Here is a 19640-nt window from a genome sequence, read left to right on the forward strand (position 1 = left end):
CTAACACTGCATATTGAGATATGTATGACAGAAAGATGCGACTTACACTATCGTTTCCAAAAGAAGCGATGATAAGTCAAAAATTGTACAAAACAAGGCACGAGTCACTCGCGCCCTGTTTTATTATTATGCACCATATTAACGGTTTTCTACAAGAAAATCAATTGCTTTGCGAACTTTTAGATCTTCTTTCATTGCGTCAGTAGATCCAATCGCTTGTTTGATATTTTCAACTGGCATGTTGTATGCTTCAGCCATTTTTGAAAGTTCTTCTTCCACTTCTTCGTCAGACACTTGTAAGTCTTCTGCAGCAGCAATTGCTTCAAGTGTTAGGTTAGATTTCACGCGTTTAGCAGCATCTTCTTTCATTTGCTCTTTCAGCGCATCTTCATCTTGACCAGAGAATTGGAAGTAAAGCTCAAGGTTCATCCCTTGCATTTGAAGACGTTGTTCGAATTCTTTCATCATGCGGTCTAGCTCTGTGTCAACCATCGCTTGTGGGACGTCAACTTCCGCATTTTCAGAAGCTTTCGCTACTAGCTCTTCACGAAGTTTTCCTTCTGCTTCGTTTTCTTTTGCTTCTTCAAGACGCTTCTTCGTTTTTTCAGTTAATTCAGCAAGAGTTTCTACTTCTTCATCAACATCTTTAGCAAACTCATCGTCAAGTGCTGGAAGTTCTTTTGCTTTGATTTCATGAATTTTCACTTTGAATACAGCTGGTTTACCTGCAAGGTCTTCAGCATGGTATTCTTCTGGGAATGTCACTTCTACGTCTTTTTCAGCGCCAGCTTCAAGACCAACTAATTGCTCTTCGAAACCAGGGATGAATGAACCAGAACCTATTTCAAGAGAGTAGTTCTCAGCTTTTCCGCCTTCGAATGCTTCTCCATCAACGAATCCTTCGAAATCAAGAACAACTGTATCGCCGTTTTCGATTGTGCCTTCTTCTTTGACAACAAGCTCAGCTTGACGATTTTGAAGTGCTTTTAGCTCTTCTTGTACATCTTCATCAGTGACAGTTGTATCGTCTTTTTCTACGTTAAGACCTTTGTAGTCACCAAGTTTCACTTCAGGCTTCACTGTTACTTTTGCAGTGAAGATTAAGCTTTCGCCTTTTTCGATTTTCTCAACATCGATTTCAGGGCGGTCAACTGGCTCGATACCAGCTTCGTCGATTGCTTTTGGATATTCAACTGGAAGAAGAATATCTAATGCATCTTGATAAAGAGATTCTACACCAAAACGCTGCTCGAAAAGACCACGTGGTACTTTCCCTTTACGGAATCCAGGAATAGATACTTGCTTGACCACTTTCTTAAATGCATCATCAAGTGCTTTGTTAAATGTTTCAGCGTCAACTTCTACAGTTAAGACACCTTCGTTACCTTCTTGTTTTTCCCATTTTACTGACATGTGTGTTTCCCTCCAAAAATCTATTCAGATTGTGCGTTGTTACATTCTAAAGCATCATAAAGACTTCGTCCAATCAAAAACCACGCACTCTGCTAAAGAAGCGGTATTATGTATACAACATTTGACTTGATTATACATATCGTCTTTCAACCGTTGGAATCTTACAACTGCACTATATATGCACAAATACAACCATTATATTATAACATAACAAGTCCGTCTTTCAACTAAATCGACAAATTACAAATAAGAAATTTCTTCAATATCTTTCAGCATTGTGCAAGCTTCTCTCAGCTCTCGTTCATTAAAATCATACAATAGATGCAATTCTTCGAGGTCAATCTCAATCCCATGCATTTCATAGCCGACTTTATGAAGAGCCGCAGCCCAAAGATTCGGATCTGTGTATTTAGGAAGAAATGGGTAAAGCACAAATAAGTGCCGGCGCCATAACTCCTCCACGCCTTGATAAAGGGTTGGGTTCTCATTGCCGAGCGTGTCATCGAGCATACGCAGGACCTGCTGAAGAAGCGGCATCTGCTCTGGCTTTACAGCCTCAGAAGGAACAAGTGTTAAAGAATCACCGAATTTCGTCACATGAACCGGCTTTGCCACATCATGATCTGACAGAAGCTGCAGGATCAAGGATTTGACCAAAGGGTTTCCATCCGGTTTTTGTAAGATCGTATTTAATAGACCCATATGCGGTGTAATATTCCGGTCTTTCAATGAATGGATGAACTGCACCTGCTCTTCTGGCCGCTCCAGTATATCATCTATATTGATTTCACCGCGATCACTCTCGTCTTCGTCTAAGATCTCTTCAGGCGATTCAATCATCTTCCTGCTAAATTCGAGCAGCTTGTAAAAATGCTCCGCGCTTTCTGCTGGAAGGTGGTTCTCCTCGAGTACAGCCTCAATCGTCTGTTTGACTTCCTCGTATTCTTTCAGCTGAATTAAGATGGTCATATACACTTGAAGCACGGTGAAATAGTGTCCATACCCTTCATTTAACATCTTTTCACAAACACGCTTTGCATCCTGCAGCTCACCCAGCTCCAGAAAACAAATCGCCATGCCGAGGTGAATATCGGATTCTTCATCGTCATCATAAGATTTCGCTTCTGAAAATAACTGAAGCGCCTCTTGATACTGTTTATCTTTTAATGCTGCCATTCCTTTTTCAATCAGTCTTTCTTTCAGACCAGGAAACAAAATGACATTATCTTTCTTCTTGTCATGTTTCATGCTTACGTTCCTTTCGGGCGCATATTTTTTATCAGTTTACCAACGAAGGTTAGTAAACACAAGTAACGAGAGGTTTTCATGCAAAAAAGAAGCCGTCACACCTCGGTCGGACGGCTTCTCGTTGTTTATGCACGCAGCCAGCTGCTGCGCTTTTCTTCAAATGCCTGAATGTCATCTTCTAATAATAACGTTAATGAAATCTCATCATAGCCATTCAGGAGCATTTCTCTCCAGTGAGGGTCTACTTCAAAAGGGGTCATTTTCCCTTCATGGTCTTGAATCTGCTGTTTTTCCAGATCAACCGTCATCTCATACCCTTTGTACTCATATGATGCTGCGAATGTTTTCCACACATCATAATCAAGACGAATCGGAAGCATCCCATTTTTAAAGCAGTTTTGATGAAAAATATCTGCGAATGATGGTGCGATGACAATTTTGAAACCATAATCATCAAGTGCCCAAGGGGCATGTTCCCTTGATGATCCGCAGCCAAAGTTTTCTCCTGCGATCAAAATGGATGCTCCTTCATAAATCGGCTGATTCAGCTCGAAATCAGGATTTGGGCTGCCATCGGCTAAATACCGCCAGTCGAAAAAGGCAAACCGGCCATATCCTGTTCGTTCAATTCTTTTCAAAAATTGCTTCGGAATAATTTGATCTGTATCTACATTTATACGGTTAAGCACAGCGGCTTTCCCTTTATGAGTGACTAAAGGCTCCATCTATGACAACTCCTTACACGACTGTTTTCTCTTGATTAAACTTCCTGACATCGACAAATCGGCCATGTATTGCAGCCATTGCAGCCATTGCCGGGCTGACAAGATGGGTTCTTGCACCCTTCCCTTGACGCCCCTCAAAGTTACGGTTTGACGTGGACGCGCAGCGTTCGCCTTCTGGCACCACATCATTATTCATACTGAGGCACATACTGCAGCCAGATTCTCTCCATTCAAAGCCTGCTTCAAGGAAAATTTCATGAAGACCTTCTTCTTCTGCTTGCAGTTTGACACTTTGAGAGCCAGGCACCACAATCGCTCTGACATGATCAGCTACTTTTTGTCCTTCAATCATAGAAGCTGCTTGGCGTAAATCAGTCATTCTTGAGTTCGTACAAGAGCCGATAAAGACATGCTCGATCGTAATGTCTTCAATACGCTGATGCGGATGAACACCCATGTACTCGTAAGCTCTGAGCGCTTCTTTTTGATCATCTTCTTGTGCAAAATCCTCAGGTCCCGGGATCGATGCATCCACAGGCAGCACCATCCCTGGGTTAATTCCCCACGTGACCATTGGTGAAATCTCATTCCCATCTAAAACAATCGTTTTATCATAGGTTGCACCCGGATCTGTTTTAAGTTCTTCCCATTCTTTAATGGCTGCTTCGAAGTCTTCTCCCTGCGGTGCATATTTGCGGCCGCGGCAATATTCAAAGGTGACTTCATCAGGTGCAATCAATCCTGCTCTTGCGCCTGCTTCAATCGACATATTACAAACGGTCATCCGCTCATCCATCGTCATGTTTCTGAATACTTCCCCAGTGTATTCAATGACATAACCTGAACCGAACTTCACGCCGTGTGCACCAATGACTGCTAAAATGACATCTTTGGCAGTTACCCCTTTTTGCAGCTTTCCGTCTACTCTAATTTCTAGTGTTTTCGGACGCTGCTGCCAAAGTGTTTGTGTGGAAAGTACATGTTCAACCTCACTTGTACCGATCCCAAAGGCAAGTGCACCAAACGCGCCGTGAGTTGATGTATGACTATCTCCACAAACGATTGTTTTCCCCGGAAGTGTCAAACCAAGCTCTGGTCCAACGACATGGACAATTCCTTGGTCTACACTGTGAAGGTCAGCTAGACGGACACCAAATTCAGCACAGTTGCGCTCTAGAGCACTCACCTGCTTTTTAGCAATCTCATCTTTGATCACAAATCGATTCACAGTCGGGATGTTGTGATCCATCGTCGCAAACGTGTTTTGAGGTCTTCTCACCTTGCGTCCTTTTTGTCTTAATCCTTCAAATGCTTGAGGTGATGTCACTTCATGCACCAAGTGCAGATCAATATACAAAAGGTCTGGTTTTCCCTCGCCGCTTTTGACAACATGCTGATCCCATATTTTTTCGATGATTGTTCGAGGCATAACCCTTTTCCTCCCTCTACCTAATTCAACAAGATTTCTATTTATACAATTGTTTTCGCACGTTTTTTCAGTGCGTCTACAACTGCTGTGGTGATATCGTCAGTCGTTTGATATGTTCCCTCTTTTGCTGCTAAATCCTTTGTGCGTTTGCCAGAGGCAAGAACAGCTTCCACGGCTTCTTCTATTGCAGCCGCTTCATCTTCTAATGCAAAGGATGTTCTAAGCAAGCTGGCTGCTGACAAAATGGTTGCCAGAGGGTTTGCGACATTTTGCCCCGCAATATCGGGTGCTGAACCATGAATCGGCTCATATAAATGAAGGCCTGTGCTTGATAGACTAGCAGATGGCAGCATACCGAGTGAACCAGTAATCATAGAAGCCTCGTCACTTAAAATGTCGCCAAACATATTCTCTGTCACAATGACATCAAATTGAGCGGGCTTATAAATCAGCTGCATGGCGGCATTATCAACGAGCATGTGCTCATATGCAACTTCTGGATATTGGGATGCAACTTCTTCTACCGCATCCCGCCATAGTTTACTGGAAGCAAGAACATTCGCTTTATCCACAGACGTCACTTTTTTCCGTCTCGTTAAGGCCATGTCGAACGCTTCTTTTAATACACGGACAATCTCTTCCTTTGTATAAAGGAGTGTATCAACAGCAGCTTCTTTTCCTTCATCATCCGTATAGCGCTCGCTTGGTTCACCAAAATAGAGGCCGCCTGTTAATTCACGAACGATGACGAAATCTACTCCGCTAATATGATCTTGTTTTAACGGCGACGCCTCGCTTAAGCTATCGAACACTTTGACAGGACGGATATTTGCAAATAAGTCCAGCTGTTTACGAATGGCGAGCAAGCCTTTTTCCGGGCGAAGTTCTGGCGGGTTTTGATCCCACTTTGGTCCGCCAACTGCTCCTAATAAAATCGCATCTGCGCTTTTGCACACATCTACTGTTTCCTTAGGGAGCGGATTATTTTTTTCATCTATCGCTATACCGCCAATGAGCGCAGTTTCGAATTCAAATTCGTGTTGAAATTGAGCCGCTGTTTCTTGCAGGACAGCGACTGCTGATGCTACGACTTCCGGTCCGATTCCATCGCCGGGCAAAAGTGCAATTTTCTTTTTCATGAGGACCTTCCTCCTTTCCTATGAGATCGCGTGATGTTTCTCAATTTCAAACAAATTTGATTTAAAGATTAAATGCCTGTTCACTGCATTGACGTAAGCTTTAGCCGATGCTTCCAGTACATCTTGCGCCACACCTCGGCCTGCTGTTTCTTTTCCTTCTATTGAAACAGTGACATATACTTCTGCTAGCGCGTCTCTGCCTTTTCCATTTGATTGAATACGGTAGTCTAGCAAATGAATTCTTTCCTCCATACAGCGCTCAAGCGTGTTGTACACAGCTTCTACACTGCCTGCACCTGTAGCTGCTTCTTGAATGACTTCCTGCGTTTCTTGATTTTTAAGAGAAACCGTTGCTGTTGGCATTTGTTCTGTACCATAATGTACTTGAAGGCTTTCAAATTCGTAGCCAATTTTTCGGTCTGCTACTTTTTCTTCTAATATAATAGAAATCAAATCATCATCTGTGATTTCTTTCTTCTTCTCTGTTAAGTTCTTGAAGGTTTCGAAGAACTTATTGATTTCTTCTTCAGTTAGCTTAAAGCCTAGTGTTTTCAAGCGGTCTTTAAACGCATGTCTTCCGGAGTGTTTTCCAAGGACAAGCACATCTGTTGTGACGCCTACAAGCTCTGGAGAAATAATTTCATAGGTTGTTTTTTCTTTGAGGAAACCATCCTGGTGAATACCTGATTCATGTGCAAAAGCGTTGTTTCCAACGACTGCTTTATTGCGCGGCACAATCATTCCAGAGTATTTGCTCACTACATCACTTGTACGCTTAATTTCATTCAATTGAATTGTTGATTCGACCTGATAAAAGTCTTTTCGAATATGAAGAGCTACTGCAATTTCTTCTAAAGCGGCATTCCCAGCTCGCTCTCCGATACCGTTGACTGCTGTTTCAATTTGATCGGCTCCATTTTCGATTGCTGCAAGTGAGTTTGCCACAGCCATGCCAAGGTCATCATGACAGTGTGCTGACAAATTCACGCGATCAATATTTGGAACGTGTTCTTTCATGTATTTAAAGATATTTCCGTACTCTTTTGGCGCTAGGTATCCAACTGTATCAGGTAAGTTAATCACACTTGCCCCAGCGTCAATGACCTTCTCTACAATTTCCGCTAAGAAAGCAAGATCTGTACGGCACGCATCTTCTGCTGACCACTGGACAACCGGGAAGCGTTCTTTTGCGTATTTCACCATTGAGACAGCCTGTTCTACAACTTCCTCACGTGTTTTCTTTAGTTTATGCTTCAGGTGAATGTCAGAAGTCGCAATAAAGACGTGAATTCTTGGTTGAGCCCCATCTTTTAATGCTTCCCATGCAGCATCAATATCACCTTTCACACAACGTGCAAGCCCTGCAACTGAACAGTTTTTGATTGTTCTTGCAATTTCTTGTACACCTAAGAAATCCCCTCGGGATGAAGCGGGAAAACCCGCTTCAATGATATTAACCCCAAGGCGCTCAAGCTGCTTTGCAATGATTAGCTTTTCTTGTGCATTTAAGTTCACTCCTGGTGATTGCTCTCCATCTCGAAGTGTTGTGTCAAAAAAATTAATTTTCCGCACCGACGCTCACCGCTTCCTTTTTCTTTCCTTGTTTGACGAAAGGCATCATTTCACGAAGCTTTCTTCCGACGATTTCAATTTGATGCTCACTTTCACTTTCATTAATAGCATTGAAACGTGGACGATTCACTTGGTTTTCAACAATCCATTCTTTTGCAAATGTTCCATTTTGGATGTCGGTCAAGACTGCTTTCATTGATTCTTTTACTTTTGCATCAACAACGCGTGGTCCTGATACGAAGTCACCCCATTGTGCTGTATCAGAGATTGAATATCTCATGCCTTCTAGTCCTTCTTCATACATAAGGTCAACGATCAGTTTTAGTTCATGCAGACACTCGAAGTATGCAAGCTCTGGCTGATAACCCGCTTCTGTTAACGTTTCGAACCCTGCTTTCACTAGTGAAGTAAGACCTCCACAAAGAACTGCTTGCTCACCGAATAGGTCCGTTTCCGTTTCTTCTTTAAATGTTGTTTCAAGTACGCCTGCTCTTGCTCCGCCAATTGCTTTTGCATAAGCAAGTGCTTTGTCTTTCGCTTGACCAGATACATCTTGATAGATGGCAAATAGTGCAGGTACACCAGCGCCTTGCTCATATGTTCTTCTCACAAGATGCCCTGGACCTTTTGGTGCAACAAGATAAACGTCTACGTCACTTGGAGGAACAATTTGATGGAAATGGACGTTAAATCCGTGTGCGAATACAAGTGAGTTGCCAGCTTCTAATTGATCTTTAATTTCTTCGTCATATACTTTCTTTTGCTGTTCGTCTGGAAGTAATACCATCACCACATCTGCTTGTGCTGCTGCTTCTTTTACTGTGAACACTTGATGACCGTCTTCTTGAGCTTTTGTATAAGAACCACCTTTTCTCACACCAACAATCACGTCTACGCCGCTTTCTTTTAAGTTCAGTGCGTGTGCATGACCTTGTGAACCGTAACCAATGATGGCAACCTTTTGACCATTTAATACGTTTTCTTGAATATCACCGTTATAATATACTTTTACCATTTGACTCTCTCCTTTTGTTTAGACAATTGAAATTGTTTTATTTGATTGCGGCTTTTGCTGATTATCTCTCGCAAAGGCCGTGGTGCCAGTTCTGGCGACTTCTTTAATGCCGTATGGCTTAAGTAATTCAATGAGTGCTTCAATTTTTGAAGACTCACCTGTCACCTGAATGACGACACTCTCTCTGCTTACATCTACAATAGAAGCTCTAAACGGTTCAATGACCCCTGTGATCTCCATTCTAGATGATGGTGCAGATACGACTTTTATCAAAGCCAGCTCTCGCTGAACGATTGATTGGTTTGTAATGTCTGTTACTTTGAGGACATCAATTTGTTTGTTCAGCTGTTTTGTCAGCTGTTCGATGTCTTTCTCTTGGTCTACATGGACGACGAACGTGATGCGTGATACATCTTGAATCTCAGAATGGCCGACCGTAATGCTTTCAATGTTGTAATGTCGTTTAGTAAAAAGGCCAGTGATTCGGTTCAGTACGCCTGATCGATTTAATACAGTCAACACAATAATTCTTTTCAAGGTTTCACCCCCACCATCTCATGAAGTCCTTTCCCCGGTGCAACCATCGGGAATACTTTTTCATCTCTCGCTACATTGACATCGATGAAAACAGGCTCTCTAGAGGTTAGCGCTTCTTCAAGCTTTTCTTTCGCCTCTTCGTCTGATGAGATTCTGATTCCTTTAATGCCATAAGCTTCAGATAATTTAACGAAGTCTGGCTGCTCTGAAAATTTAGAATACGAGTAGCGTTCTTCGTAGAAAATTTCTTGCCATTGTCTTACCATTCCAAGGCTGTGATTATTCAGAACAATCACTTTCACTGGAAGGTTCAGCTCACGGATAACGGCAAGTTCTTGCAGGGTCATTTGGAAACCTCCGTCTCCTAAAATGGCCACAACCGTTGCCTCTTGATCAGCTAGCTGCGCGCCAATGGCTGCCGGTAATCCGAAGCCCATCGTGCCAAGCCCGCCAGATGTGACCCATTTATCTGCATTTTCAAATGGATAGAACTGCGCCGCCCACATTTGATGCTGCCCGACATCAGTTGCCACAATGGCTTCACCTTTTGTGAATTGATGAATGTATTCAATCAGCTTTTGAGGCTTAAAGCCTTCTGCTTCGTTTTCGACGTACCAGAGTGGATATTCTTCCTTCCACTGATCTAATTGGTTTTTCCATTCGGCTGATTCCCCTTGCTTCCCGTCCTGCTTGATCAGCTCTTCAAGCACTAGCTTACTGTCTCCAACAACCGGGATATGGGTGTGAATGTTCTTGCCAATTTCTGCAGGGTCGATATCAATATGAGCGACCTTCGCATGTTTTGCAAAATGATTCAGGTTGCCTGTTACCCTGTCATCAAATCTAGCTCCAATTGAAATGAGCAGATCACATTGATGAAGGGCCATGTTCGCTGCATATGTGCCATGCATGCCAGCCATCCCAAGGAAAAGAGGATGCTTTGCCGGGAACCCGCCAAGACCAAGCAGTGTATGAGCGACCGGAATTTGCTGTTGCTCTACATACTGCCTTAATTCTTCCGACGCTTTCCCATGAAGAACGCCAGCTCCTGCTAAAATGACTGGTTTCTTTGCTCTGCTCACAGCTTCTACCAATTTGCGAATTTGCAAATAGTTCGGCTCGATTTTCGGCTGATAACCAGGTAAATCAATGGGCTGATCGTATTCAAACGTTCCTTCAATGCCCGCAACATCTTTTGGAATATCAATCAAGACTGGACCAGGTCTGCCTGTTGTTGCGATATGGAACGCCTCTTTAATGACACCTGGCAACTCTTCTGGACGTCTTACTTGGTAGCTGTGCTTTGTGATTGGCATTGTGATGCCGAGCACATCCGCTTCTTGGAAAGCATCCGAGCCAATGACTGAGGTCGCCACCTGCCCTGTGAATACAACAAGAGGAAGTGAATCAATCATCGCATCTGCAATTCCCGTGACAAGGTTTGTCGCACCAGGTCCTGACGTTGCAATGACAACACCCGGTTTACCAGATATTCTTGCGTACCCTTCTGCTGCGTGAATCGCTCCCTGCTCATGCCTTGGCAGGACATGAAATAAACCAGAATCGTAAATTTTATCGTAAATCGGTAAAACCGCTCCGCCAGGATAACCAAAAATGACTTCTACTTTTTCTCTTTTGAGTGCTTCAATTAACATGAGTGCACCGTTCATCGTTTGTGGTGCTTTTGATGTTTCCGTCTCCACTTGTACATTTGTCCCCATTTGATTTCCTCCTCTTTGTCTTGCTTCAGTCAAGTCCTTTCACCCTTTTCTATTCAAGATCGAGATTTGAGACCATATAAAAAAGCCTTCTCACCCCACAATGACACTACTTTTCACTAGGTCAAAGGGGCGAAAAAGCTTTGTTTTTCGCGGTACCACCCTTGTTCACGGCAAATTCAGCTGCCGTCTCATGGACATCTTTCATCCATTTTGGTAACGAGTGAGCAATGTCACTCGGTCTGCCCTACTATCATTTCAAGCAGACACTCAAAGGTGAGTTCACTTTAGAAAGTAACACCGGTTTCCAGCTACCACCGGCTCTCTGTAGATACTGACTCTAAAGCTACTAGTCCTCTTCAACGTTTATCGATATCTATTTAGCTTGCGTGAATGTTTTCATCTGAAAAAATGACTTTTTCTCCTTCTTCAACCACTCGCTTGCGGAATTGTTCAAGAAGTTTGTTTGTGTGAACTCCAGGTTTCCCTTCACCGATTGTACGGCCGTCAACCTTTACAACGGCGATTACTTCGGCTGCGGTTCCTGTTAGAAAAACTTCTTCTGCTGTATACACATCGTGCCTTGTGAATGGTTCTTCTTTCACTTCGTAGCCTAAGTCTTCTGCAATCTCCATGATGGCATTTCTTGTGATGCCTTCAAGAGCGCCGATATAGCCTGGCGGTGTATAGAGCTTACCTTTTTTATAAATAAACACATTGTCTGCAGAACCTTCTGCCACGTACCCTTGATCGTTCAGCATCAGCGCTTCACTCACACCGGCCATATGGGCTTCGATTCGGACAAGGATGTTATTCAAATAATTTAATGATTTCACTTTTGGACTCAGTACATCGGGACGATTTCGTCTCGTCGGTACCGTCACAATGTCAATCCCTGTTTCATATAGGTGCTTTGGAAAGATGGCCAGCGGCTCTACAATGATCACTGTGTTGGCTCTCCCGCAGTTGTTAGGATCTAAACCAAGATCACCCGCACCTCTTGAGACAACAAGGCGGATATAGGCATCCTTTAGGCCGTTCCTTTCAACTGTATGAATCATTTTTTCCGTGAGTTCCTCAAGTGAATATGGAATGTTCAGCATAATGGATCTGGCGGAATCATACAGGCGATCTAAATGTTCTTTCATTCGAAAGATATTTCCGTTATACACGCGTATCCCTTCGAACACACCGTCACCGTATAAGAAGCCATGATCATAAACTGAAATTTTCGCATCCTCTTTTTTCACGAGTTCATCGTTTAAAAAGATCCACTGTTCCTTTTGGTCTTCCATTTTCAGTGAGCACCCTCTCTTTCAAACAAAAAGTAGTTGAATTTTCAGACATTTTATATTGAAGTGTCTGACGCTTGCTCAGCGTGTTTGTTTTAGCTTTTGTTGAACCCATCTTACGCCGCTTTCCATACAGTGTCAACAGCATTTTTAAAATTATTAGACAATTTAGACTAATCAAAATAAAATGTATACGCTTACACCTTTGCTAGACAAGGAATGAAAAAACTTAAAATTTTTTGTATTTTTTCTTCAATTTATTTACTTTACATGAACAGTTTTGATTTGAACAAACTTTTGTGATATTTTTTCACATGATTTTTGATGAATGTTGTTAGATTTCATTGCGCTTGTTTTTTCCTTCAGTATGCCTTTCTAAAGCGTTTTCCTATGATTTTATGATAGAATGAGACCATCTAATAGAAGGAGGGCAATACATGGCTAACATCAGAGGTTATATCGGAACGTATACAAAGGGAGACAGTAAAGGTATCTATTCCTTTACATTAAATACAGACAAGCAGCAGATTGAACAAGTAGAAGTCGCTGCTGAACTCGAAAATCCTACATATTTAACCGTGTCAGAGGATCAAAAGTTTGTGTACGCTGTGGTGAAAAAAGGGTCGCAGGGCGGTCTTGCTGCGTATCAAATTGATGCTACAACCGGTGCACTGAGTTTCATCAACCAAGAGCTTGCCGATGGCGCTTCTCCTTGTCACGTCAGCTTGGACAGTCAAACAAAAACAGCTTTCACAGCGAACTATCATAAAGGAACAGCAGAGATGTATGAAATCGATGCTGAAAATGGCTCAGTGATCCGCACGCTGTCACAGGCGCAGCATGAAGGAACTGGACCTAACGAAGACCGTCAGGAAAAACCGCACACTCACTTTATGGGTCTGACACCAGATGAAAAATATGCAGTGGCTGTTGACCTTGGAACGGATGGCATTTATACGTATAAGAAAGAAGACGGCAAGCTGGAGCTCGCGCATACATTTGAAACAAAACCAGGCAGCGGGCCTCGTCACATCACTTTCCACGCAACACAGCCAGTGGCATATGTGATGACAGAGCTAAGCTCAGAGGTGATTGTGCTTCGTTACTTTGAAGATGGTCATTTTGAAGAAGTCCAAACGATTGCGACCATTCCAAGCGACTTTACAGAGAACAATCAAGGCAGCGCCATTCATGTCTCTTCAGACGGCCAATTTGTTTATGCGGGAAATCGCGGCCATGACAGCATTGCGATTTTTAAAACAGACGCTGAAGGCCAATTAAGTCTTGTCGAGATTGCTTCATCTGAAGGAAACTGGCCTAGAGACTTTGTGCTTGATCCAACAGAAGAATTCCTCGTCGGATCAAATCAAGAATCTAGCAACCTTGTATTATACAAACGCGACAAAGAAACAGGGCGACTCACTGTCTTACAATCAGACATCACCGTCCCTCATCCAGTTTGCGTGAAATTTTTAGGATAATGAAAAAAGCCTCCGTGTGTGGAGGCTTCAGATTGTTGACAAAGGGCTAAAATGAACTTTATTTTAGCCCTTTGTCTTCTTTTCAGCGTACAGACGGCATACCGCCATCCTCAAGCTTTTGATCTATTAAAGACGTATCGGATTTTTCACCGAACCATTTTGCCAGCCTGTCTTTTGCTTTTCCTTTTACATCGTCATCAATGTACATCGCGACTTGAAGGAGAGCAAATGTAATCGCACCTAAATCATCTGTGTAGCCGACACCGATCAAAGTATCGGGGATGAGGTCAATTGGAAGGATAAAGTATCCGAGTGCTCCAATGATTAGGGTCTTCGCTTTGACAGGTACTTCGGTTTTTTGCAATGTATAGTAAAGTAATAGCACAGCATAGACAAGAGAGACCCCAGCTTTTTGTGCCGTCTTTTTTAACTTTTCCCAAAAGGCATGATCATTAAAATGCTTCTTCGAACGCTTTAATAGTTCCTTTTTCTCAGAACGATTCATCATATCGCCTCCATATTCAGCATATCCCTTTCACCTTAGTTATACAAGATATCCGCCCATTCGACAAACAAAAAGCAGCAGAAAGCCGCTGCATTCTACTGCTCTTTGTAAAACTTTTCGATCGCCTTATCGATATACACCCATCCTTTATAAGACACATGAATCGTATCTTTAAAGAAATAGGGATCATACTCATGTGAAGTCAAATCTGCGACTTCATACCCGTTATCTCGAATTTGACGATTGATTTTTTCATAATACTCTGTACGTCCCTCTTTCGGGAAACCGGTGTAATCATACCATTTTCCGTTTACAGGAATCGTCACAAACAAAGGCTTTGCCCCTGCCTGTTTTAAAATATCCAGCATGATTTGAAAATCTTTGTATTCTGGTGATTCCGCATAAGAGTGATCTTCACGAGAATCTTTCATCTTTTTCATGATCGGTTTCAGCTTGCGCTCAAACAGTTTTTGATTAATATAAAACGGGTTGTTCCCTGCTTTTTTCGCACCTAAGACACTTGCTTCTTTTTCAAGCTCAGTCCATGTTTTTCCTTTGACTGATGGAGACGGATGAAGCTTACGCTCTTTCCCTGATCCAATTGTATAGTACATGTCTTTCTTTTGAAGCATGCCATAATACATTTTTGCAATAGGAGAAATCGCGCCATAAGCGAATTTGTTCCCAGAAAGCTCTGCTTTAAAAAGCTCTGTGATGATCATGTCGTTCTTCACTGCTTTAAACGTCATGATTCTCTTGATCAGCTCTTTTTTCACAGCAGGATCAATTTCTTTATTATAGGCTAGATCAAGTGCTTGAAGCGCTGAATAGTTAGGTGCAAAGTGATTCTCGTCAGATCCCCATTTCACAAACCACTGCGGGGACACGATAAACACAAGCTTTTTCCCTTTTAATTCATCCATATGCGCTGCGAAGTTCATCGCATGAATTAATGATTGCGATCCACCTTTTCCAACAAGGTAAGGTGTGAACCCTTGAGGATTCTCATGAAAGAAATTCGAAGGGTGATATGGATCAAAACGTGATAGTTCAGAAGATCCATAGATCGGCAAATAAGTTGGATCTTTTAGCATTTCATCTTGTAAATAAAGCCCTTGGAACATCCCTGGATCTAATTCTGTAGCTGACTTTTGTAATTTGTCTTTTGGGATCAGATGTGAGAGCCATGCATTTGGTACAAGAAGAACACCAATGAATAGAACAGCCGCTAAAATAAGCGGCCCAAAAAAACGCTTTTTCATTACTTCATCTCTGCCAGCTGCTCAGCAATGTGGCTCGGTGTATCCCATACATCACGATCGAACTCTGTAATCGGAACAGTAATTCCCAGCTGACTTTCAATCGCCATCAGCAGTTCTACTGTACCAAATGAATCAAGAAGACCTTCTTCAAAAATCGCAATCTCTGGATTTTCTTTCACAACGTCGTCCTGACAAACCTCTGCAATAATACCGTATACTTGATTTTTAAATTCCATAATTTTCTACTCCCTTAATCATTAATGATGAAATGGTTTTCCTGAAAAAATATAAAATCCGAAACAAATCACATGGAATGTAATAATGATCGACACAACCATTGTGACCTTATTATCCGGCCACCACTTGTGCTTTTTATTCCATTTCTCGAATAAATTGTAACCGGACATGACAACTGCATGGTATAGTCCGTAAATAATATATTGAAGTGCGAGTCCATGCCAAGCCCCCATCAATAAAAAGAGGACAAAGTACCCAATATTCGATACGGCCATACGGTTCTTGATCCACTTCTTTTTTGTCATAAAGAACACAAATCTCATAAACACGTAGTCTCTGAACCAGAAGGACAAGGACATATGCCAGCGATTCCAGAAGTCTTTAATGTTCCGGCTAATAAACGGTTTATTAAAGTTTTCTGGTGATTTGATGCCCATGATATAACTCACACCCACAGCAAACGCTGTATAGCCAGCAAAGTCAAAGAACAAATACATGCTGTAGGCATACATATACGTCAACTGCTGAACAAAGTGACTGCTGCTAATATGATGAATATTCATCAGAATATACGTGTGAATCAGATAGCCAACAATGAACTTATATAAGAAGCCGATAAAAATTTTATGAATACCTGCGTATAGAAGATCACTGTATGCTCCCTTTTCAGGCGGCGTATCCATATCCTTTTCAAAACGGCGGTAACGATCAATCGGACCTGATGAAATCGTCGGGAAAAAGACAATGAAATAGACCAAACGATGAATCGGCATTTTCTTCTTAATCAAGCCGTCTCTTGTCTCAATAATTAACTGAACACCTTTAAATGTTAAGTACGAGATCCCTAAAAAGCTCAGCCAGTTCATTGGCGGCGGGTGATGCGGCTGATGAGTTAAAAAGAACGGTAAGATCTTTGATAGCACAAGCGGCAAAATAGATGCCACCACTGCTATATAGAATACAGATGCTTGATTCGCTTTTAGCCGGTACGCAAGATACAGGCGTATGATCAAGACTTGCCACACTGTGAATAAGAAGAGCAGCAGTGCGCCATGTGCATCCTTTGAGAAAATAAGCGTGAGCGCCACAACCGTTGCAAACATGTTGTAGCCCTGCATTCTTTTGCCGCGAAGACCAAGAATGATCGTCGGCAAAAGAAGAATACCAATGAGAATGAAGAAAAAGAATGAACTAAACGGAATCATAGAAGAACCTCTTTCGCGATTCTCTTACGGTCAACCTTCCCGTTTGGCGTCATGTACAGCTGCTCAAGATAGACAAACTTTCTTGGAATCATGTACGCAGGCAGTGAATCCGCCATTTCTTTCTTAATCGCACTTGTCAGCTGATATTCTTTTTCAAATGAATGCGCTGCTGGGACAATCGCTGCAATCAAGTACTCCACATGACCGTTGGGCTGGAACGGCACAATCACACAAGCATTGACATAAGTTGTCTCACTCACATGATATTCAATTTCTTCAAGCTCCATCCGGTATCCATGCAGCTTAATTTGATAGTCCAGACGACCGTGGCACGTAATTAACCTAGCCTGTTTCACACCTGCGTCACCTGTGCGGTAAGCAGGACGTCCTTCGTATTCAAAGAACACTTGATCCGTTAAGGCTTGTTCACCTAAGTAGCCTCTCGTGACGCTTGGCCCCACGATGACAATTTCCCCTTTTTCACCATCAGGAAGGCTCTTGCCTTCTTCATCTAAAATGACGATATCTGTATCAGGCTTCGCATAGCCGACTGGTAAAGAATCATGCTGATCAAGAATGGCCTGGGTGACTTCAATTGATGTGATCGCAACAGTTGCCTCAGTCGGACCATACGTATTAAAGACCTGCGCCTTTGGAAAGCGCTCAAGGAGTGCACTTGCTACAGATACAGGAAGTGCCTCTCCGCAGAACAAGAAAACTTTCAGCTCTGGTAAAAGCTCACCTGTAAAGGAAGGATCCATCAAGCACATTTGCACAAAGGAAGGTGTTGATGTCCACACTTCAACGTCAGATTGACCAAGTGCTGCAAACATATCCTTCGGCTTATTCACAAGATCTTTCACTAAACAGTAAAGCGTGCCGCCTGATTGAAGCGCTGGATACAAATCCATCACTGATAAGTCAAAAGAAAAGGGTGCTTGGTTTAAGAACGTGCGTCCCTCACCAATTGGGAAGTCTCGGCACATCCATTCTGTAAAGCTTTCTAAATTATTGGCTGTTACCTGAACGCCTTTCGGTTTTCCGGTACTGCCAGACGTATAAATGATGTAAAAAACATCATCCTGTTGAACCCACTGCGTGGATGGTGGTGCTTCTTTTTCAAGTGCTAAAAGCGATGCCGCACTCTTCACTTCAATGTGTTCTTCTACATCCAGTACTGTCTGCTCATTTGCACAAATCAATAGACTGGCTTTGGAGCTTTCAATAATCGAGACAATACGCTCGACAGGTATTGAGATGTCGACCGGAATATAAGGTCTGCCTGATTTCACACTGCCTAAGAAAGAAATCAGCATCTCTGGCTCCATATGACCGTATACAATGACAGGTGCACTGTCAGTTGCGACTGCATCAATCGAACCAGCCATTTGGTCTGATAGACGCCAAAGCTCATCATATGTGATCGAAGCATCTTGAGAAACAAATGCTGGCTGTGTCGGTTTTGTTTGCTGGTATTCATGAATCGTGTGTAATAGTTTCATAGTCTAATCTCCAATTAAAAATCGTTGTAAATGAATGATCCCGTATTTGCTGTATGGAATCCGTAAATAAAAAACAATAATAGAAAAATAAGTAAGTAAAAACTTGTATATCCTATCCATTTTACAGACTTATTTTCTGATAGCTTTTTGAATAGCATATTGATAACCTCTTTTCTTTTGACATTTATAAAGACGACATCGATCATCTAAAAGTTTCATATCAAAACATAAAAATTTTAAGAAATCATAAAAAAAAGATGTCGAAAATATGAACGTACCTTAGGCAAAGCTGTCTTATTGTAACAAAGATTTAATGTATTTGAAATGAAATGGAAGCTTAAATTTGCCTTAAAATTGGTGAAAGCTGTCGAGGGGTAGCAAAATTCTACTTTAGTCTTGATGTGAATTAGGATACATTGAGATGTATATAAAATAATTAATATCTACTTAGGGAGGTTAACGTATGAAAGGGCTTGTTCATCATATAGAGCTAAATGTTTCAAATTTAAAGAATTCAATTATTTTTTGGAAGTGGTTTTTAGAAGAATTAGGCTACGAGCCTTATCAAACTTGGGAAAGCGGTCGAAGTTGGAGATTGGGTGAAACTTATATCGTTTTCGTACAAACTGAAGAACGATTTATGGACATACCCTATCATAGACGCAGAGTAGGTCTAAACCATTTAGCTTTTCATGCCAGCTCCCGGCAGCAAGTAGATCATATGACTGAAAAGTTAAAAACCAAGGGGGTTAAAATTCTTTATACCGATACACACCCCTTCGCAGGCGGCGATACACACTACGCAGTTTATTTCGAAGATCCTGATAGAATTAAAGTTGAATTGGTAGCACCATGATTCGAATTTAACTCGAAAGAATACTGCATTGGCCTTTTGTACAAATCAACCAATAACAAGTGACCTCATTATTCAAAAAACGGTGCTCATATAGTCCCTTCAAAACCATTAGAATGAATTAAAAGGATGATTAACTATGGAATATAACTCTTTAATAAAAACATTAGATGAAAATGGAGGGAAAGAACTTATATTAGTTTGGGAAAATGGATTAAAGATCGTTGGTAAACCAGACACACTCTATGAATCAGATAACGTTTTAGAGGATGATGATGCAAATTATACAGAATACTATGCTGTTGCATTTAGGGTCATAGAAGTTTTGACCCAGCCTACTCATAATGAAAGTAGTATATATGATTGGATTAGTACAGGAAAAAGCTCATTAGTAGAAATTTCTCTTTATAAAGAGCCGCCAAACGAAATATATTTAGCAGACGGTCAAGAATTATGGGAATTGGACAGCGATGAATCACAATGAAAAGCCCCTCCAAATCGGAAGGG

Annotated in this window: 19 protein-coding genes and 1 other annotated feature; of the genes, 3 read left to right on the forward strand and 16 right to left on the reverse strand. The window is 41.9% G+C overall.

The annotated features are described in order from the left end of the window. Positions 1 to 138: 138 nt before the first annotated feature. From tig to ilvE, 10 genes are all read right to left on the reverse strand, one after another. Positions 139 to 1413 (reverse strand): trigger factor, encoded by a 1275-nt coding sequence (gene tig, locus ACYH0L_RS12730; RefSeq protein WP_256498861.1) that lies wholly within the window; start codon positions 1411 to 1413, stop codon positions 139 to 141. Between the two features lie 240 nt (positions 1414 to 1653). Beyond that, positions 1654 to 2661, reverse strand: a complete 1008-nt coding sequence (ddcA, locus tag ACYH0L_RS12735; RefSeq protein WP_099726965.1) for a DNA damage checkpoint antagonist DdcA — start codon at positions 2659 to 2661, stop codon at positions 1654 to 1656. 125 nt (positions 2662 to 2786) lie between these two features. Next, positions 2787 to 3386 carry a 3-isopropylmalate dehydratase small subunit gene (leuD, locus tag ACYH0L_RS12740; protein WP_099726964.1) on the reverse strand — a complete coding sequence of 200 codons (600 nt, stop codon included), beginning with the start codon at positions 3384 to 3386 and terminating at the stop codon, positions 2787 to 2789. 13 nt (positions 3387 to 3399) lie between these two features. Further along, positions 3400 to 4815, reverse strand: a complete 1416-nt coding sequence (leuC, locus tag ACYH0L_RS12745) for a 3-isopropylmalate dehydratase large subunit (RefSeq protein ID WP_099726963.1) — start codon at positions 4813 to 4815, stop codon at positions 3400 to 3402. A 41-nt stretch (positions 4816 to 4856) separates the two neighbouring features. Beyond that, on the reverse strand, positions 4857 to 5954 hold the full coding sequence (gene leuB, locus ACYH0L_RS12750) for a 3-isopropylmalate dehydrogenase (RefSeq protein WP_099726962.1): 1098 nt from the start codon (positions 5952 to 5954) through the stop codon (positions 4857 to 4859). An 18-nt stretch (positions 5955 to 5972) separates the two neighbouring features. Beyond that, complete coding sequence (locus ACYH0L_RS12755; RefSeq protein ID WP_099726961.1) at positions 5973 to 7526, reverse strand: 2-isopropylmalate synthase; 1554 nt, start codon at positions 7524 to 7526, stop codon at positions 5973 to 5975. After that, positions 7513 to 8541 (reverse strand): ketol-acid reductoisomerase, encoded by a 1029-nt coding sequence (gene ilvC / locus ACYH0L_RS12760; RefSeq protein WP_099726960.1) that lies wholly within the window; start codon positions 8539 to 8541, stop codon positions 7513 to 7515. The genes ACYH0L_RS12755 and ilvC overlap by 14 nt, the downstream gene beginning before the upstream one ends. Positions 8542 to 8559: 18 nt before the next feature. Continuing rightward, positions 8560 to 9078 carry an acetolactate synthase small subunit gene (gene ilvN / locus ACYH0L_RS12765; protein WP_034321175.1) on the reverse strand — a complete coding sequence of 173 codons (519 nt, stop codon included), beginning with the start codon at positions 9076 to 9078 and terminating at the stop codon, positions 8560 to 8562. After that, a complete protein-coding gene (gene ilvB, locus ACYH0L_RS12770; RefSeq protein WP_256498865.1) occupies positions 9075 to 10799 on the reverse strand; it encodes an acetolactate synthase large subunit in 1725 nt (574 codons plus the stop codon). Before ilvB ends, ilvN begins: the two co-directional genes overlap by 4 nt. A 122-nt stretch (positions 10800 to 10921) precedes the next feature. Beyond that, positions 10922 to 11168: a binding site (T-box leader), on the reverse strand. A gap of 8 nt (positions 11169 to 11176) precedes the next feature. Next, entirely contained in the window at positions 11177 to 12091 is a 915-nt protein-coding gene (ilvE, locus tag ACYH0L_RS12775) for a branched-chain-amino-acid transaminase (protein ID WP_256498867.1), read from the reverse strand. 434 nt (positions 12092 to 12525) lie between these two features. Between ilvE and ACYH0L_RS12780 the strand changes: the two genes are divergently transcribed. Further along, positions 12526 to 13569: a lactonase family protein gene (locus tag ACYH0L_RS12780; RefSeq protein ID WP_256498868.1), complete on the forward strand. Its 1044-nt coding sequence runs from the start codon at positions 12526 to 12528 to the stop codon at positions 13567 to 13569. A gap of 82 nt (positions 13570 to 13651) precedes the next feature. Here the strand turns inward: ACYH0L_RS12780 and ACYH0L_RS12785 are convergent, their stop codons facing one another. From ACYH0L_RS12785 to ACYH0L_RS12810, 6 genes are all read right to left on the reverse strand, one after another. Beyond that, complete coding sequence (locus ACYH0L_RS12785) at positions 13652 to 14074, reverse strand: YkvA family protein (protein ID WP_099726956.1); 423 nt, start codon at positions 14072 to 14074, stop codon at positions 13652 to 13654. Positions 14075 to 14169: 95 nt separating this feature from the next. Then, entirely contained in the window at positions 14170 to 15336 is a 1167-nt protein-coding gene (gene dltD, locus ACYH0L_RS12790) for a D-alanyl-lipoteichoic acid biosynthesis protein DltD (RefSeq protein ID WP_230031010.1), read from the reverse strand. Beyond that, positions 15336 to 15572 (reverse strand): D-alanine--poly(phosphoribitol) ligase subunit 2, encoded by a 237-nt coding sequence (gene dltC, locus ACYH0L_RS12795; protein WP_044331457.1) that lies wholly within the window; start codon positions 15570 to 15572, stop codon positions 15336 to 15338. Before dltC ends, dltD begins: the two co-directional genes overlap by 1 nt. Positions 15573 to 15593: 21 nt before the next feature. Beyond that, complete coding sequence (gene dltB, locus ACYH0L_RS12800) at positions 15594 to 16778, reverse strand: D-alanyl-lipoteichoic acid biosynthesis protein DltB (RefSeq protein WP_099726954.1); 1185 nt, start codon at positions 16776 to 16778, stop codon at positions 15594 to 15596. Next, a complete protein-coding gene (gene dltA, locus ACYH0L_RS12805) occupies positions 16775 to 18280 on the reverse strand; it encodes a D-alanine--poly(phosphoribitol) ligase subunit DltA (RefSeq protein WP_256498869.1) in 1506 nt (501 codons plus the stop codon). Before dltA ends, dltB begins: the two co-directional genes overlap by 4 nt. A gap of 14 nt (positions 18281 to 18294) precedes the next feature. Beyond that, positions 18295 to 18444, reverse strand: coding sequence for a teichoic acid D-Ala incorporation-associated protein DltX (locus ACYH0L_RS12810; protein ID WP_223251640.1), 150 nt, complete (start codon positions 18442 to 18444; stop codon positions 18295 to 18297). Positions 18445 to 18743: 299 nt separating this feature from the next. Between ACYH0L_RS12810 and ACYH0L_RS12815 the strand changes: the two genes are divergently transcribed. Together ACYH0L_RS12815 and ACYH0L_RS12820 are read left to right on the forward strand one after the other, a co-directional pair. Then, positions 18744 to 19136 (forward strand): VOC family protein, encoded by a 393-nt coding sequence (locus ACYH0L_RS12815; protein ID WP_099726952.1) that lies wholly within the window; start codon positions 18744 to 18746, stop codon positions 19134 to 19136. A gap of 136 nt (positions 19137 to 19272) precedes the next feature. After that, positions 19273 to 19617, forward strand: a complete 345-nt coding sequence (locus ACYH0L_RS12820) for a hypothetical protein (RefSeq protein WP_099726951.1) — start codon at positions 19273 to 19275, stop codon at positions 19615 to 19617. Positions 19618 to 19640 lie beyond the last annotated feature (23 nt).

It is taken from the genome of Bacillus sp. MC1252 (genome assembly GCF_056838025.1).